The sequence below is a fragment of the Mycolicibacter kumamotonensis genome (genome assembly GCF_002086285.1).
GTDB classification, from domain to species: Bacteria; Actinomycetota; Actinomycetes; order Mycobacteriales; family Mycobacteriaceae; genus Mycobacterium; species Mycobacterium kumamotonense.
In genome coordinates, this window is sequence record NZ_MVHU01000024.1 from 34,442 (window position 1) to 50,500 (window position 16,059).

Annotated in this window: 16 protein-coding genes and 1 tRNA gene; 9 read left to right on the forward strand and 8 right to left on the reverse strand. The window is 67.1% G+C overall.

Going from position 1 to position 16,059, the window contains the following annotated elements:
• The first annotated feature begins 37 nt into the window (after positions 1–37).
• Both BST28_RS15675 and BST28_RS15680 read left to right on the forward strand, forming a co-directional pair.
• Positions 38–550, forward strand: coding sequence for a lipoprotein LpqH (locus tag BST28_RS15675; protein WP_019736951.1), 513 nt, complete (start codon positions 38–40; stop codon positions 548–550).
• Between the two features lie 80 nt (positions 551–630).
• Positions 631–2,115 carry an APC family permease gene (locus BST28_RS15680; protein ID WP_080575674.1) on the forward strand — a complete coding sequence of 495 codons (1,485 nt, stop codon included), beginning with the start codon at positions 631–633 and terminating at the stop codon, positions 2,113–2,115.
• Here BST28_RS15680 and BST28_RS15685 read toward each other — a convergent pair.
• Positions 2,080–2,964: a carbohydrate ABC transporter permease gene (locus BST28_RS15685; RefSeq protein WP_065288932.1), complete on the reverse strand. Its 885-nt coding sequence runs from the start codon at positions 2,962–2,964 to the stop codon at positions 2,080–2,082. The two genes, BST28_RS15680 and BST28_RS15685, sit on opposite strands and share 36 nt — an antisense overlap.
• A 33-nt stretch (positions 2,965–2,997) precedes the next feature.
• Here BST28_RS15685 and BST28_RS15690 point away from each other — a divergent pair, with 33 nt between their 5' ends.
• Positions 2,998–4,512 (forward strand): TldD/PmbA family protein, encoded by a 1,515-nt coding sequence (locus tag BST28_RS15690; RefSeq protein WP_019736948.1) that lies wholly within the window; start codon positions 2,998–3,000, stop codon positions 4,510–4,512.
• The gene (locus BST28_RS15695; RefSeq protein WP_065288933.1) at positions 4,509–5,876 is read left to right on the forward strand and encodes a metallopeptidase TldD-related protein; all 1,368 of its coding nucleotides are present in this window, start codon (positions 4,509–4,511) and stop codon (positions 5,874–5,876) included. Before BST28_RS15690 ends, BST28_RS15695 begins: the two co-directional genes overlap by 4 nt.
• A 10-nt stretch (positions 5,877–5,886) precedes the next feature.
• Here BST28_RS15695 and BST28_RS15700 read toward each other — a convergent pair whose 3' ends face one another.
• Both BST28_RS15700 and BST28_RS15705 read right to left on the reverse strand, forming a co-directional pair.
• Complete coding sequence (locus BST28_RS15700) at positions 5,887–6,357, reverse strand: nuclear transport factor 2 family protein (protein ID WP_052312173.1); 471 nt, start codon at positions 6,355–6,357, stop codon at positions 5,887–5,889.
• Positions 6,358–6,389: 32 nt separating this feature from the next.
• Positions 6,390–6,587 carry a hypothetical protein gene (locus tag BST28_RS15705; protein ID WP_133054307.1) on the reverse strand — a complete coding sequence of 66 codons (198 nt, stop codon included), beginning with the start codon at positions 6,585–6,587 and terminating at the stop codon, positions 6,390–6,392.
• A 44-nt stretch (positions 6,588–6,631) separates the two neighbouring features.
• Between BST28_RS15705 and htpG the strand changes: the two genes are divergently transcribed.
• On the forward strand, positions 6,632–8,572 hold the full coding sequence (gene htpG, locus BST28_RS15710; RefSeq protein ID WP_083081794.1) for a molecular chaperone HtpG: 1,941 nt from the start codon (positions 6,632–6,634) through the stop codon (positions 8,570–8,572).
• Between the two features lie 16 nt (positions 8,573–8,588).
• Here the strand turns inward: htpG and BST28_RS15715 are convergent, their stop codons facing one another.
• Positions 8,589–9,593, reverse strand: coding sequence for a zinc-binding dehydrogenase (locus BST28_RS15715; protein ID WP_083081797.1), 1,005 nt, complete (start codon positions 9,591–9,593; stop codon positions 8,589–8,591).
• A 39-nt stretch (positions 9,594–9,632) separates the two neighbouring features.
• Here BST28_RS15715 and BST28_RS15720 point away from each other — a divergent pair, with 39 nt between their 5' ends.
• Positions 9,633–10,451, forward strand: a complete 819-nt coding sequence (locus BST28_RS15720; RefSeq protein ID WP_083081799.1) for a carboxymuconolactone decarboxylase family protein — start codon at positions 9,633–9,635, stop codon at positions 10,449–10,451.
• A gap of 2 nt (positions 10,452–10,453) precedes the next feature.
• On the opposite strand, the gene BST28_RS15725 is transcribed toward BST28_RS15720, so the two are convergent.
• Positions 10,454–11,317, reverse strand: a complete 864-nt coding sequence (locus BST28_RS15725; RefSeq protein ID WP_083081801.1) for an alpha/beta fold hydrolase — start codon at positions 11,315–11,317, stop codon at positions 10,454–10,456.
• Between the two features lie 114 nt (positions 11,318–11,431).
• Between BST28_RS15725 and mddA the strand changes: the two genes are divergently transcribed.
• A complete protein-coding gene (gene mddA, locus BST28_RS15730) occupies positions 11,432–12,175 on the forward strand; it encodes a methanethiol S-methyltransferase (protein ID WP_083081804.1) in 744 nt (247 codons plus the stop codon).
• Position 12,176: 1 nt separating this feature from the next.
• Here the strand turns inward: mddA and BST28_RS15735 are convergent, their stop codons facing one another.
• Positions 12,177–12,560, reverse strand: a complete 384-nt coding sequence (locus tag BST28_RS15735; protein ID WP_083081807.1) for a DoxX family protein — start codon at positions 12,558–12,560, stop codon at positions 12,177–12,179.
• Between the two features lie 85 nt (positions 12,561–12,645).
• Between BST28_RS15735 and BST28_RS15740 the strand changes: the two genes are divergently transcribed.
• Together BST28_RS15740 and BST28_RS15745 are read left to right on the forward strand one after the other, a co-directional pair.
• On the forward strand, positions 12,646–13,521 hold the full coding sequence (locus BST28_RS15740; RefSeq protein ID WP_083081810.1) for a sigma-70 family RNA polymerase sigma factor: 876 nt from the start codon (positions 12,646–12,648) through the stop codon (positions 13,519–13,521).
• Positions 13,522–13,597: 76 nt separating this feature from the next.
• A tRNA-Ile gene (locus BST28_RS15745) sits at positions 13,598–13,671 on the forward strand.
• A gap of 356 nt (positions 13,672–14,027) precedes the next feature.
• Here BST28_RS15745 and BST28_RS15750 read toward each other — a convergent pair.
• Complete coding sequence (locus BST28_RS15750; RefSeq protein ID WP_065288936.1) at positions 14,028–14,762, reverse strand: PE-PPE domain-containing protein; 735 nt, start codon at positions 14,760–14,762, stop codon at positions 14,028–14,030.
• A gap of 281 nt (positions 14,763–15,043) precedes the next feature.
• On the reverse strand, positions 15,044–15,808 hold the full coding sequence (locus tag BST28_RS15755; RefSeq protein ID WP_065288937.1) for a PE-PPE domain-containing protein: 765 nt from the start codon (positions 15,806–15,808) through the stop codon (positions 15,044–15,046).
• Positions 15,809–16,059: the final 251 nt, after the last annotated feature.

Here is a 16,059-nt window from a genome sequence, read left to right on the forward strand (position 1 = left end):
ATCAGGCGCGTGAGCACCGACAACGAAGGAGTACCGGGTGAAGCGTTCAGTAACGGTTGCCGCAGCGGCGGCAGCAATCGCGGTCGTAGGCCTGTCTGGGTGCTCCAGCGAGAAAAAGACGGAGAGCGCCCCGGCGTCCTCGTCGAGCTCTTCGAGTGCCGCAAGCTCCTCGAGTGAGACCAGTGCGTCGGTGAGCGTTGAGGGCGCTGCCGCAAACACAAAAGTGATCATCGACGGCCAAGACCAGAACGTCAGCGGCACGACCGTGTGTACGACGATGGCCGGCGATGTCAACATCGCGATCGGCGGAGCCGCCACCGGCATCGCCGCCGTGCTCACCGAGGCCGACCCGCCGGAGGTGAAGTCGGTCGGGCTGGGCAATGTCAACGGTGTGACGCTGGCATACACGGCGGGTACCGGTCAGGGCAACGCTGAGGCGACCAAGGACGGCAACCAATACAAGATCACCGGTACCGCGACCGGGATCGATACGGCCAACCCGATGCAGCCGGTGAACAAGCCCTTCGAAATTGACGTGACCTGTTCTTAGCCCGGTACGGCGTGTTGTAAGCCGCTGCGCCGGTCGGGCCGCGTTCAATGATGGACTCGGACCGTCCCGCGAGGAGCATCATGCCAACTCCGGCGTTCAGCCTGCCACGGCAGATGCTGCGACGCCGGCCGGTGAGCGGCGCCCCGGTCGCCGGTGAGGACTCGAACGACCTGCGACGCAGTCTCGGCGTCTTTCAGCTCACCATGCTCGGTGTCGGTGCGACGGTCGGGGCAGGCATCTTCTTCGTCTTCCCGAAGGCGGTACCGCAAGCCGGTCCAGCGGTGGTCTTCTCGTTCGTCATGGCCGGGGTGGCAGCGGGTCTGACCGCGATCTGCTACGCCGAGTTGGCGTCGGCGATGCCGATGGCGGGGTCGGCATACTCCTACTCCTACGCCACCCTCGGTGAGGTCATGGCCGTTGTGGTCGGGGCGTGCCTGCTGCTCGAATACGGGGTGTCCACCGCCGCGGTGTCGGTCGGGTGGAGTCAGTACCTGAGCAAGTTATCCGCCAATGTGTTCGGATTCTCGGTGCCGCAGTCGGTTTCATCGGCACCGTGGGAGTCGGCGGGCGGTGTGGTCAACCTGCCCGCCATCATCTTGGTGGCAATGTGCGCGGCGATGTTGGTCGGCGGCTCCAGTGAATCGGCCAAGGTGAATGCCGTCATGGTGGTGATCAAGCTCGGTGTGCTGCTGATGTTCGCGGTGATCGCCGCAACGGCGTTCACCGCGCACCACTTCACCGAGTTCATGCCGTTCGGGGTGTCGGGAGTCAGCTGGGCGGCGGGCACGATCTTCTTCTCCTACGTCGGGCTTGACGCGGTATCGACCGCCGGTGAGGAGGCCAAGGATCCGCAACACACGATTCCGCGGGCAACCATCGCGGCGCTTCTGATCGTGACCGGTGTTTATGTGCTCGTCGCGGTGGCCGCGGTGGGCAGCCAGCCTTGGCGCGACTTCGAGGGGCAGAGCGCGGGGCTGGCCGTGATCGTGGACAACATCACCGGAAACCGCCTGGGCAGCACCATTTTGGCCGCGGGCGCGGTGATATCGATCTTCTCTGTCACGTTGGTGACGATGTACAGCCAGACCCGCATCCTTTACGCGATGGGGCGTGACGGGCTGCTGCCGACGACGTTCGCCAAGGTCAATCCGCGCACCAGGACACCGGTGGCCAATACGGTGATCGTCGCGATCGTGGTGGCGATCCTCGCCGGCCTGGTGCCGCTGCACCATCTGGCCGAAATAGTCTCCATCGGCGCCCTGGCCGCGTTCATCGTGGTTTCGGTGGCGGTGATTGTGCTGCGGGTCCGGGAACCGGATCTGCCTCGCAAATTCAAGGTGCCCGGCTATCCGATCACACCGATTCTGTCGGTGGCGGCATGCGGATGGATTCTCTACAGCCTGCACCTGTACACCTGGATTGCGTTGACCGCCTGGGTAGCGCTCGCGTTGATCTTCTACCTGGCGTGGGGGCGCCGGCACAGCGCACTTGATCGCGGCCCGAAACGCCGCCACGGCACCGGCGCTGCATCAGGTGAGGTCATAGCTGACCCGGCGCCCGAGTGACAGCTGCTGTATCACGGTGACACCGACCAGCACGGCGAACAGCACCAGCGCCATCACCGCGGCCCGGCCGATCGCCGCCGCCCCGAACGCCTCGTCGTAGATGCGGTGCGCGATCAGATCGGTGCGGCCGGCGGGGCCGCCCCCGGTGAGCGCGTAGACGGTGTCGAACACCTGCGCGGCGCTGACCACCCCGGTGACCAGGACGAAGAACATGGTGGGCCGCAGCATCGGCAACGTGACCCGCCAGAACCGCTGCCAGCCGTTCGCCCCGTCGATGCGCGCCGCCGAGAGCACCTGGGTGGGGATGGCCAGGATGCCGGCCAGAAAGAACAGCGCGACGTAGCCCACGTTGGTCCACACCACGACCGCCGAGGTCACCGGCAGGGCCAGCCCGGGATCGGTCAGCCAGTCGATACGCCGGCCCGCCAGGGTGCTCATCGCGCCGCCGGTGGGGCTCAAGATCCAGCGCCACAGCACCGCGATGGCCAGCGGCGCGCAGATCCACGGCAGCACGTAGATGGTGCGAAACGCGGCGCTGCCGGGCAGCTCGCGGGCCAGCAGCACCGCCACTCCCAACCCCAGCGCGGTCTGGACGGGAACGACGATCGCCACGAAAAGGACCGTCACCGCAAGCGAATTGCCGAACGCCGGATCGGTCAGTACCGAGCGCCAGTTGTCGGTGCCGGCAAAGCTGATCGGCCCCAGCAGATCCCAACGGTGCAGGCTCAGCCACACCACCACCAGCATGGGCAGCAACAAGAACGCCACCACGCCGAACAGGCTGGGGGCGAGCAGCGCATAACCCAGCGCCGCGGAGCGGCGCCGCGGCCTGAGCGGCGAGTCTGCCATGCACGTATTAAAGCGGCTCGTTACCGTGGACCGGTGACACCGAACCGGGGGATCGATGCCGAGTTTCTGGCCCTGCCCCGCCACGAGTTGGCCGACGCCGCCCTGACAGCGGCCCGGGCGGCCGGCGCGCAGCACGCCGACCTGCGCGTTCACCGGATCGCCACCGAGATCGTCCGGCTGCGCGACGGCGACTTGGAGACCTCCGTCATCAACCGGGAGCTCGGCTTCGCGGTCCGGGTGATCGTCGACGGCACCTGGGGCTTCGCATCGCACGCCGAGCTGGCGCCGGGCGTGGCCGCTGACACCGCCCGGCGGGCCGTGCAGGTCGCCAAGACGTTGGCCGCCCTCAACACCGAACGCGTCGAGTTGGCCGCCGAGCCGGTCTACCGCGACGCCACCTGGGTGTCGGACTATCGAATCGACCCGTTCGAGGTGCCCACCGGCGACAAGATCGACGTGCTGGAGGACTACTCGGGCCGGTTGCTCGCGGCCGACGGGGTGCACCACGTGACGGCGGCGTTGACCGCGGTCAAGGAACAGAGCTTCTACGCCGACACGTTCGGGTCGTCGATCACCCAGCAGCGGGTGCGGCTGATGCCGGTCTGTGAGGCGGTGACCGTCGGGCCGGAGGGCTTCGACTCCATGCGTACCCTGGCGCCGCCGACCGCGCGAGGATGGGAGGCGGTGGCCGGCGACGAGGTGTGGAATTGGAGCGACGAGCTGGCGCAGCTGCCGGTGCTGCTGGCCGAGAAGATGAAGGCCCCCGGCGTTCGGCCCGGGCCGACCGACCTGGTGATCGACCCGACCAACCTGTGGCTGACCATCCACGAATCCATCGGGCACGCAACCGAATACGACCGGGCTATCGGCTACGAGGCGGCTTATGCCGGCACCTCGTTCGCCACCCCGGACAAGCTCGGCACGTTGCGTTACGGCTCCCCGGTGATGACCGTGACCGCCGACCGGACGGTGCCTTACGGGCTGGCCAGCATCGGCTACGACGACGAGGGTGTGGCCGCCCAGAGCTGGGATCTGGTGCGCGACGGCATGTTCGTCGGCTACCAGCTGGACCGGGTGTTCGCGCCGCGGTTAGGCAGGGCCCGCTCCAACGGGTGCTCGTATGCCGATTCGCCGCACCACGTTCCGATCCAGCGGATGGCCAACGTGTCGTTGCAGCCGGGACCCGACGACCTGTCCACCGCAGACCTGATCGCCCGGGTGGACGACGGTATCTACATCGTCGGGGATCGATCGTGGTCGATCGATATGCAGCGCTACAACTTTCAGTTCACCGGGCAGCGGTTCTTCCGCATTCGTGACGGCCGGCTCGACGGTCAACTGCGCGACGTCGCCTATCAGGCGACCACCACCGACTTCTGGAACGCGATGGAGGCCGTCGGCGGCGCCTCGACGTGGCGGCTGGGCGGGGCGTTCAACTGCGGGAAGGCCCAGCCCGGTCAGGTGGCCGCGGTCAGCCACGGCTGTCCGTCGGCGTTGTTCCGGGGCATCAACGTGCTCAACACGCGCGCCGAGGGAGGCCGGGAATGATTCCCGCGCAGAAGGTCATCGATACCGCGCTCGCCTCGATCGGGAGCACCGACACCGAGACCATCGTGCTGGTCACCGATAAGACCGAGGCGTCGCTGCGCTGGGCGGGCAACTCGATGACCACCAACGGGGTGTCGAGCAGCCGGACCACCACCGTGGTCTCGATCGTCCGCGACGACGAGGGCCCCCGGGTCGGATCGCTGTGCTCGGCCGAAGTGGACCCCGCACTGATCCCCGAGCTGGTGGCGGCCTCGGCGGAGGCGGCCGCCGGTGCACCCGAAGCCCGCGACGCCGCCGATCTGGTGGACGGCAACGGGGTGCCCGACGATTGGGACGCCGATGTGCCGGGTACCGGCGCGGAGGTCTTCGCCGACCTGGCCGCATCACTGAGCCGCGGCTTTCGCGGGGCCGACCAGCTCTACGGCTTCGCTCGCCATGAGGTGGCGACGACGTTTTTGGCGTCCTCCACCGGCCTGCGTCGGCGCTTCACCCAGCCCACCGGGACGGTGGAGATCAACGCCAAACGCAACGGAGCCAGTGCCTGGGCCGGAGTCAGCACACCGTACTTCGTTGATGTGCCGGTTGATTCACTGTTGGAGCAGCTGTCGACGAGGCTGGGGTGGGCGGCCCGCACCGTCGAGCTGCCGGCCGGGCGCTATGAGACGTTGATGCCGCCGTCCACGGTGGCCGACATGATGATCTACCTGGGCTGGACGATGAGCGGCCGTGGCGCCCAGGAGGGCCGCACCGCGCTGTCGGCGCCCGGTGGCGGCACCCGGGTGGGGGAGCGGCTCACCGATCTGCCGTTGACCCTGTACTCCGACCCGCACGCGTTCGGTCTCGAGTGCGCGCCGTTCGTGGCGACCGGCACGTCCTCGGAGACGGTGTCGGTGTTCGACAACGGTCTGGATATCGGCTGCGTGGACTGGATCCGCGGCGGGGTGATCAATGCGCTGGCCTACCCGCGAGCTGCCGCCGCGGAGTTCGGTGTCCAGGCCACCCTGCCCGCCGACAACCTGTTGATGACGGGCGGTTCGGCCAGCATGGACGAGATGATCGCCTCGACCGAGCGCGGGCTGCTGCTGACCACACTGTGGTACATCCGCGAGGTCGACCCGACCACGCTGCTGCTGACCGGGCTGACCCGTGACGGCGTCTACCTGGTTGAGGACGGCGCGGTGACCGCGGCGGTGAACAACTTCCGGTTCAACGAGAGCCCGCTCGACCTGCTGCGCCGGGCCACCCAGGCCGGGATCGCCGAGCCGACGCTGCCGCGGGAATGGGGCGACTGGGCGACCCGCGCGGTGATGCCCTCGCTACGGATTCCGGATTTCCACATGTCGTCGGTGAGTCAGGCGCAGTGACGGTGCGGGCTCAGACCAGCTCGGTGGCGTCGAACACCCAGGACATGTCGTCGGCGGCGAAGTTCTCGAAGTAGTTCGGCGGGGCGAACGCCAGCATGCTGGAGAAGTCCCAATAGTCTTTCCACAAGGTGATTTTCCCCTCGACTACCCGATGCACGGTGGCGAACCGCAGGGTGCCCTGTTCGCCGGTCGGGAATACCCATGTCTCGGAGTGCTCATACATGACATCCGGGCCGTTCGACACCAATTGGCCGCCGTGGTGGCGGTATTCGGCCAGCCGGTCGAACAACAACCGGAGCCGTTTGACGATGTTCTCGGGGCCGCGGGCGGCCGCCGCCGGCATCGGCATGTCGACGTAGAGGCAGTCCGCGGCCAGATGGGTCTTGAGTGCGTCCCAATCATGCCGCGCCAGTGCCTGCCACATGCCCAGCACGACGGCATCCGATGTGGCGGTTGAACCCGACGCGGAGGTGTCCAGCATGCTGGTCACTGAACCGGGTGCAAAAGCCGATGTCAATGCTGAGGTGTCGATCGACTGAGTTCGTCGAATCTGGCGAGCGCGGCGTCGAGGTCGTCTTCATCGAACATCTCGCAGCGGCTGAACATGTCGCCGTCGATCGTGACGGCGTCAAGTACGCGCCACTCCACCTCTAAGCCGTCTCGCGATGTCCCCTTGGCGACGTGGGTGACGACTGCCCCGAGGTGGGTCAACCGATGAACCTCCTCCACGTAGATGACCGGTAAAATTCGCCGCTATGAGCGAACGTGTGGAGCAGCTGGAGTTTCAAGCTGAGGCCCGTCAGCTGCTGGACTTGATGATCCACTCGGTCTACTCCAACAAGGACGCGTTCCTGCGGGAACTCATCTCCAACGCTTCGGACGCGCTGGACAAGCTGCGGCTCGAAGCCTTCCGCAACAAGGACCTCGACGTCGACACCTCCGACCTGCATATCGAGATCGAGGCGGACAAGACCGAGCGAACCCTGACCATCCGCGACAACGGCATCGGCATGTCGCGCGACGAGGTGGTGGACCTGATCGGCACGCTGGCCCGCTCCGGCACCGCCGAGCTGCGCCGGCAACTGCGCGAGGCGCAGAACGCCAAAAACGAAGCGGCCTCCGAGGAGCTGATCGGCCAGTTCGGTGTCGGCTTCTACTCGGTGTTCATGGTCGCTGATCGCGTCGAGCTGCTCACCCACAAGGCCGGGGAGAGCGAGGCGATCCGGTGGGAGTCCACCGGTGACGGCACCTACACCGTCGAGGCCGTCGACGACGCGCCACAGGGCACGTCGATCACGTTGCACCTCAAGCCCGCCGACCCCGACAACGAGCTGCACGACTACGCCGACGAGTGGGTGATCCGCGACCTGGTCAAGAAGTACTCGGACTTCATCTCCTGGCCGATCCGGATGGAGGTGCAGCGCACCGTGCCCGCCGAGGAGGAAGGCGGACAGGAGAGCGTCACCACCGAGGTCGTCACGCTGAACTCGATGAAGGCGTTGTGGGCGCGTCCCAAAGACGAAGTGTTGCAAGAGGAATATCACGAGTTTTACAAGCACATCGCGCACGCCTGGGACGAGCCGCTCGAGGTTATCGCGATGAAGGCCGAGGGGACCTTCGAATACCAGGCGCTGCTGTTCATTCCCTCGCACGCACCGTTCGACCTGTTCCACCGTGACGCCCGCGTCGGGGTGCAGCTCTACGTCAAACGGGTGTTCATCATGGGCGACTGCGACCAGCTGATGCCCGAATACCTGCGGTTCATCAAGGGCGTCGTCGACGCCGCGGACATGTCGCTGAACGTCTCCCGCGAAATCCTGCAGCAGGACCGGCAGATCAACGCCATCCGCCGCCGGCTCACCAAGAAGGTGCTCGCCACCATCAAGGAGATGCAGTCCGGCCGCCCCGAGGACTACCGCACCTTCTGGACCCAATTCGGGCGGGTGCTCAAGGAGGGCCTGCTCTCCGACCCCGACAATCAGGAAGCGCTGCTGGGCATCTGCTCGTTCGCCTCCACCCACAGCGAGGAGCAGCCCACCACACTGGCCGAGTACGTCAGCCGGATGAAGGACGGCCAGCAGCAGATCTACTACGCCACCGGTGAGTCGCGTTCGCAGCTGCTGAAGTCGCCGCACCTGGAGGCGTTCAAGGCCAAGGGATTCGAGGTGCTGCTGCTCACCGACCCGGTCGACGAGATCTGGGTGGGCGTGGTCGACCAGTTCGACGGCCACCCGCTGCAGTCGGTCGCCAAGGGCGAGGTGGACCTGGACTCTGAGGAGGAAAAGGCCGCCCACGAGGCCGAACGCAAGGCCCAGGAGGAGGAGTTCGCCGACCTTGTGGTGTGGCTGACCGAGACCCTCGCCGACCACGTCAAGGAGGTGCGGTTGTCGACCCGGCTCACCGATTCGCCGGCCTGCCTGATCACCGACGTCTTCGAGATGACCCCGGCGCTGGCGCAGCTCTACCGGGCGTCCGGGCAGGACGTGCCGCTGGGAAAGCGGATTCTGGAGCTCAACCCGAGCCATCCGCTGGTGACCGGGCTGCGCACGGCGCACGCCGAGCGGCCCGACGCTGCCGAGGTGGCCGAGACCGCCGAACTGCTCTACGACGCCGCGCTGTTGGCCGAGGGCGGGGTGCCGGAGGACCCGGCCCGCTTCGCCGAGCTGCTGGTGGCGCGGCTGACCCGGACGGTGTGAGCTCGACCGCCGGCGGTCAGGGCACCAGCACCACCTTGCCGATGTTCTCCCGCGCGGCCAGGATGCGGTGGGCCTCGGGCGCATCGGCGAACGGCACCGCGGCGTGCACGACCGGGATCGCGGTCCCGTTGGCCAGCGCCTCCGACAGCGGGGCGATCCAGGGTTCGAGCGTGCCGCGGTCGTCCCACAGCCGCAGCATGTTCAGGCCGATGACGGTCTTGGACTGTTCCATCTGCTTGAGCAGACTGAAGCCGCGCAGCATCGCCAGTGCCTGCGGCGCCGCCCGGCGCACCGACCGCTTCTCGCCCTGCTGCAGCGAGGAAAGGCCGTAGGCGACCAGCCGGCCGCCCGGGCGCAGCAGCTCGAACGAGCGTCGCAGCGAGGTGCCGCCGAGCCCGTCGAGCACGATGTCGTAGGGTTCCAGGCCTTCCCACCAGCCGGTGCTGCGGTAGTCGAGGGCGCGGTCGATACCCAGCTCCTCGAGCCGGCCGTGCTTGCCCGGTGAGGCGGTGCCGTGCACGACGGCTCCGGTCGCCTTGGCCAGCTGGATCGCCGCGATGCCGACGCCACCGGCGGCGGCGTGCACCAGCACCCGCTCACCGGTCTGCAGCGACCCGTAGCCGTGCAGCGCGGCCCAGGCCGTGGCGTAGTTCACCGGTATCGCGGCGCCCTGCTCGAAGCTCATCGACGGCGGCAGCGCAACGGTGTCGGAGGCCTCGGCGTTGACGATCTCGGCGTACCCGCCGAAGCGGGTGCCGGCCAGCACCCGCTCGCCGATGCAGGCCGGATCGACACCCTCACCGACGGCCTCGATGGTGCCGGCCACCTCGTAGCCGACCACGGCGGGCAGCTTCGGGGCATCGGGATACAGCCCGACCCGGGCGAGGTGGTCGGCGAAGTTCACCCCCGCCGCACGCACCGCGATCCGAACCTGGCCGCCGGCCGGCGGCGGGGGATCGGGGCGGTTCTGCACCTGCAACACCGATGGGGGGCCGTGTTTGGTGATGACGACGACGCGCATGGGTTTCAGCCTATTGCTGTTCAGTCCATAATCCATGAGATGGACGTTCTGGATGAGCTGAACCGATTGGTGGCGCTGCCGGGTGGCCGGCTCGGTGCCCTGGTACGCGAGGTGTGCGGCCGGACGCTGGGGCTGCCGCCGCTGCCGGCCGAGGTGAGCGCCGATGCCTCGGCGGCCGATCCGGTGGTGGCCGAGTTCGCCGAGCAGTTCAGCGTCGACGTCTCGATGATCAGCGACACCCAGCGTGGCCGGTTACGGGATACCTTGGGGGACAGCATGTTTGATGCGGTCGTCCAGATGTATGTCGCCGACTTCGTGCCACGGGTGCGGGCCGGTCTGGATGCGCTCGGTGTCGCGGTGCCGTGGCCGGACCCGATCGCCTGGGACCACTCGGGCCAGCCGGGCGATGCGCTGTTCAACGGGTTCATGCCCGCCGTCGCCCGGCTGCGATCCCTGGATTCGGTGACCTCCGAGGTGGTGCGGTTGCGTGGTGCGGCCCAGCACAACTGCCGGCTGTGCAAGTCGCTGCGCGAGACGACTGCGCTGGACGCCGGGGGCTCGGAGTCGCTGTATGACGACATCGAGCGGTTCGAAGGTTCCGGGCTGCTCAGCGAGCCGCAGAAGGCGGCGCTGCGCTACGTCGACGCCCTGATCTGGACGCCGGCGCACATCGACCCCGACATCGCCGCCGGGGTGCGGCGGCACTTCAGCGACGAGCAAGCCGTGGAGCTCACGTTGGACGTGATGCGCAACGCCGGCAACAAGATCGCGGTGTCCCTGGCCGCCGACGCACCGCGGGTGACCGACGGCACCGAGCGCTACCTGCTCGATGCCGACGGCCAGACGGTGTACGGCTGAGCTCAGGCGGAGCGGCGGGCCAGAAAGTCCAGGATGGCGTCGGCGAAGATGTCGTTGCGGTCTCCGGCGACCATGTGACCGGCCCCGGCGACGTCGACGAACTCCACCTGCGGGAACCGGGTCAGGAAATCCTCGGCGTTCTGCGCACCGACCAGGTCGCTGAGCTGACCGCGGACCAGCAGCATCGGCACACCGCCGTCGAGGATGATCTGCACCGCGGCGTTGAGCCGTTCGACGTCGTGGATCTCCATCGGTCCCTGGTGCTCGGGGCCGCTGAGGAACTGCGGGTCCCAGTGCCAGTACCAGCGATCGCCCCGCCGGCGCAGGTTGGTGGTGAGCCCGTCCAAGTCGGTGGGGCGGGGCCGGTGCGGGTTGTAGGCGGCGATCGCGTCGGCGACTTCGTCGAGGGAGTCGAAGCCGGACTCCATGTTCTCGGCCATGAACGCCTGTACGCGTTCGGCTCCGGAGGCGTCCATGTTGGGCACGATGTCGACCAGCACGATCGCGCTGGCGGCCCCGGGTTCCAGTTCGCCGCCGAGCAGCATCGCGACGCACCCGCCCAGCGAGGCGCCGACCAACACCGGGTCGGGCGGCAGGGTGCGCAGCACCTCTTGGACGTCGGCGGCGAAACTCACCAATCGGTAGTCGCCCTCACTGGCCCAATCCGATTCGCCGTGCCCGCGCAGGTCCACGGTGACGGCCTGCCAGCCGCGTTCGGCCACCGCCGCGGCGGCCCGGCCCCAGGAGCGACGGGTTTGGCCGCCGCCGTGCAGGAACACCACTGGGCGTGCGTCGGGATCACCGTGGCGGTCGGCGATGATGCGCACATCGCCGGGCGCATGGGTGATGAACGTTTCCGCGGTCATCCTCGGATCGTAAGCCGATGGGGTTCAGCGGCGATTAGTCGCCCGGGCAAAAACCCTATTGACCTGCGCCTTGTCGGGGTTACGATGGTGTATTCGTCATGTCGGGAGGGCGCTATGGCCCGCTTTCTCGCCCTCGCTTACGGGGTGCTGAATTATCTGGTGTTCCTCGTCGTCTTCCTCTATGCGGTCGGCTTCGTCGGTGATCTCGTGGTGCCGCGCAGTGTCGACCGCGGCCCGCACGCGTCCACCGGTGCAGCGCTGGTGGTCGACGTGCTGCTGCTGGGTTTGTTCGCGGTGCAGCACAGCGTGATGGCGCGACCGGCGTTCAAACGATGGCTGACGCGAGCGGTACCCGTCGACCTCGAACGCAGCACCTATGTTCTGGCATCGAATATTGTTCTGGCCCTGCTGTTTTGGCAGTGGCGACCGATCCCGACGATCATTTGGGAGGTGACGGCGCCTGCCGGGCGGGCGGCGTTGTGGGCGTTGTTCTGGATCGGCTGGGTGATCGCGCTGGCGGCGACGTTCATGGTCAGCCACGTCGAGCTGTTCGGGCTGCGCCAGGTGTACTCGACCTGGCGGGCACAGCCCTTCACCCCGGTCGGGTTTCGCGCCAAGTTGCTCTACCGGCTGGTGCGGCACCCGCTGATGCTGGGTTTCGTGATCGCGTTCTGGGCCGCGCCCACCATGACCGCCGGGCACCTGCTGTTCGCGGTCGCCACCACCGGCTACATCCTGATCGCGGTGCAGCTCGAGGAGCGGGATCTGGTCGGGGTCCTCGGCGAGGACTACCAGCAATACCGCCGCCGGGTCCCGATGCTCTTCCCCCTGCGCCGGCCCGGCGCCGAGCCGCGGTAGCTCAGGCGAAGGGCTGCAGGCCGAACCGGCCCCAGGCGAGGAAGCCGAACACGGTGATGAACGCGATGTCGCCGGCCAGATAGCGCCACTCGTTGCGGCGAAGCCTGGTGGTGGCGGCACCGGCCATGAACAGCATCAGGCCGCAGGCGGCCAGCGGCACCAGCACCGGTGCGACACCCAGAATTGCCGGCAGGACCAGGCCGATCGCGCCGATGAGCTTGATGGTGCCGATGGTTTTGAGATGGCCGTCGGTGAAGTCGTCGACCCAGTGCTGGTTGGCGCCCAGCGCCCGGTACTTCTCCCGCGGCAGCGCCAGCAGGGCGGTGCCGCCGGCGACGAAGCCGGCGGCGAGGATGCCGGCGATGATCCACAACGTGGTGTTCATGGCGCACTCCTTCGTGTTCGTGGTTACCTCGATGCGGTGGGGTCCGTCATCACCTATGACGGGCCGACACCACGAGAGGTAACCGATGACGACTGAGTCGCAGCTGGCGGAGGATTTCGAACAGCAGCGCCCTCGCCTGCTGGCGCTGGCCTATCGGATCCTGGGGTCGGGGGCCGACGCCGAAGACGCCGTTCAGGAGGCGTGGCTGCGGCTGTCGCGCCAGGACGTCGACGCGATCGACAACCTGCCGGGGTGGCTGACGACCGTGACCGGGCGCATCTGCATCGACACCTTGCGGGCGCGCGCCGCCCGGCCGGAAATCTCGACCGACCTAGACCTGCCCGACCTAATCGTGACCGATGACCGCGACACCCCGGAAGACGCTGCGGTGCTTGCGGATTCGGTAGGGCTGGCATTACTGGTCGTGCTGGGGTCGCTGCGCCCGGACGAACGGCTCGCGTTCGTGCTGCACGACATGTTCGCGGTTCCCTTCGCCGAGATCGGACCGATCGTCGGCAAATCGGCCGATGCGGCCAAGATGCTGGCCAGCCGGGCACGGCGCAAAGTCCAGGACGTGCCCACGCCGGCGGGGGATCGGCGTGCCCAGCGTGAGGTCGTCGACGCCTTTCTGGCCGCCGCGCAGGACGGTGACTTCGATGCCCTGGTGCGGGTGCTCGACCCGGAGGTCACCTGGCGCCAGCACACCGCCCGCGGCGTGACCGTCACGACCGGAGCCGGTGACGTCCTGGAGGCGATCCGCCGGGGCCGCGGAGCCCGGGTCACCGCGCGTCGTGTCCTGGTCAACGGCGAGCCCGGCATCCTGGGCTGGGGCCCGACCGGGCGCCCACTGAGTCTGATGGCGTGCACGGTGCGAAACGGCCGGCTGGTGGGCATCGTGTCGATCACCGACCCGGTCCGGCTGGGCGGCATGGAGCTGCCGGAACCTCCCGACGGGGTCTAGGCGTGCGCATCGAGGCCCCCGCCTTGTCATCGGCGGCGAGCGGGAACGCTAGTGTCATGGTCGCGAGTTAGCACCGGGGGCGGTAGCTCAGTCGGTTAGAGCCGCGGACTCATAATCCGTTGGTCGCGGGTTCGAGCCCCGCCCGCCCCACAATTAGCTGTATTACCTCGGCTGATGGTTGACAGTTACTTCGGTTGATCCGTGACACTTCCTGGATGAGGGAGTTGAGCGTGGTCGAGCAGCGGTGTCAGGCCGTGTTGGCGATGGTGACCGGGGTCGGGTGGACCTACCACTGACGCCGCCGGTCGCATCCTGCAAGCTGACCCCGACAGAGGTCGAACTGCTCACATGGTAGCCGCGTTGGGGCTGAGCACAGTGTGAGCCGCGCGGGGCAGGTAACACACGTGTTTCGGCGAGCTACCGGCCCCCGGGGGCGATGTGCAGCCGTGCCGCGACCTTACGGGCGATGCTGTGCGGGGCCGGTCGGTTCATCGCGGCCCGATGACTCACGCGGCGCTGAGTGCGTTGAGCAGCGCATCCCAGAGCTCGGTGGTGGTGAGTGTGGGAATGTCGTTGATCGTGGTCATTCCGTCGACGACCGTTGTGGCCGAGTCGATTTCTGCCGGCGTCAACCCGAGGTAGGCCTCGTGGAGTTCCAGGCCGAGTAGGAGGTCCTGCCAACTCATGCCCAAGACGCCGGGTTCCGCGTAGGCATCACCGTGAATGTTGTACACGTCGGTCGGGTACAGGTCGTTGGGGACGACGGTGGTGTTGGCGCCGAGCATGACGAAACGCAGAGCGTCGCTGGGGACGCCGGCGTCGGCGAGTTGCTGTTCGGCGAGAGAAGCCACCAGGCTGCTTTGCGAGTAGGTGAAAATGGTCAACGGGTCGCTGCACACGCCGGAGGCGTCGCAGTCCATGCCGCCGGCGGCGTAGTCGGCGAGGACCGCGTTGACCAGGATGGTTTCGCCCTGCGCGACGCTTTGGCCGAAGTCGTTGGTCTCGGGAGTGGTCAGTGCCAGCGTCGACGCGGTGGTGCCCTCATACCCGTTCGGTTCGAGGTACAGGTTGAGCGCGTCGCTGATGTAGGCGGCATTCGGCGTCGGGATGCCGGTCGGCCCCAGGATCAACGCGTTCGTTGATCCGTAGAGGAAGTCATAGCTGTCGTCGGCGGCGTTGGCGGCCGCGGCCCACCCCAGCCCGGCGCCGCACAGCGCGGCGCCCAGGATCACATGCTTCATCGGTTTCCCCTGGTTGCAGGTTCAGGCGGTCTCGCCGAGCTGCGCTGGTCGGCAGGTGATTACGTTGGCCGACTCCCGCGGGTGAGCGCTGCGACAGCGGTCGTCGACGGCGAAATTATTTCAGCTGCCGTCAATCTTGGCGCCCGGAACCGAAATATCGCCGAACGATATTGATTATGTCAGGCCACTCGACCGCGAACCGGCTGGTGCTTTCGGTTGGCTAGGCACTGGTCGCACGTGCACGAGTCTTATTTCGTGGACGCCGGTTCACAACCCGGGTATCACACGTGGAAGAACGAACTGACCAGCGCTGTGACCAACTCGGGGAAGCTGAGTTCGGGAATCTCGTTGAACGTGGTCAGTCCGTCGGTAAACGAATCCGCCGAGGCGATCTGGTCCGCCGTCAACCCGAGGTAGGCGTTGTGGACGGCCAACCCGAACAGCACGTCCTGCCAATTTGTGTTCCCGAACAGCAGGTCGATCCAACTCTTGGTCAGCGAGTGAGTCGCGTAGATGTCACCGTCGATGTTGAAAACCTCGGTGGGGTACATGCCGGTGGGGACGGCGGCGGGGGTGGCGCCGAGCATCACGAAACGTAACGCGTCCTCGGGGACGCCGGCTTTCACGAGGTCGTCTTGGACGTTAGCGGCGATCAGGCTGCTTTGGGAGTAGGTGAAGATGGTCAGCGGATCGCTGCACACACCTGCATCGTCGCAGCCCATTGTGCCGGCGTGGTACTCGGCCAAGATCGCGTCGGTAAGGACCTTTTCGCCTTCCGGGACACTGTCGAGGAAGTTGAAGGAGTTGGGCAGTGTCAGCGCGTGTGACGAATCAACGTCGCCCTGGTACCCCAGCGGATCGAGGTACAGGTCGATCCCGTTGGTGATGTAGTTGGCGCTCGGCGTCGGGATATTGGTCGGGCCCAGGACCAACGCATCGGTTGAGCCGTAAAGGAAGTCGTACTTGTTGTCGTCGGCGGCATTGGCTGCTGCGGCGAACGCCAGCGCGGCGCCGGCCAGCGCGACGCCCAGGATCACTTTCTTCATGAGGTCCTCCTTGTTCGGAAGGTCCCCGAGGATGTCTCGAGGGGTTCTGGGACAAGACGTGATTCTGTTGTGCGACATCTCCCGGGGGGCGATGCCGATCGCGAGCTGGCAACCGCCTGCCAACAGTTGGAATTATTGCCGCCGACGTCAATAAAATCCCCGAAATCCAAATAATCGCCAAGAAATTCATGAGGGTGGGCTTTCCGCGTTGCTGAGCCGATCGCCCGCGCGTGTCGGTGGTCGGCGGACCT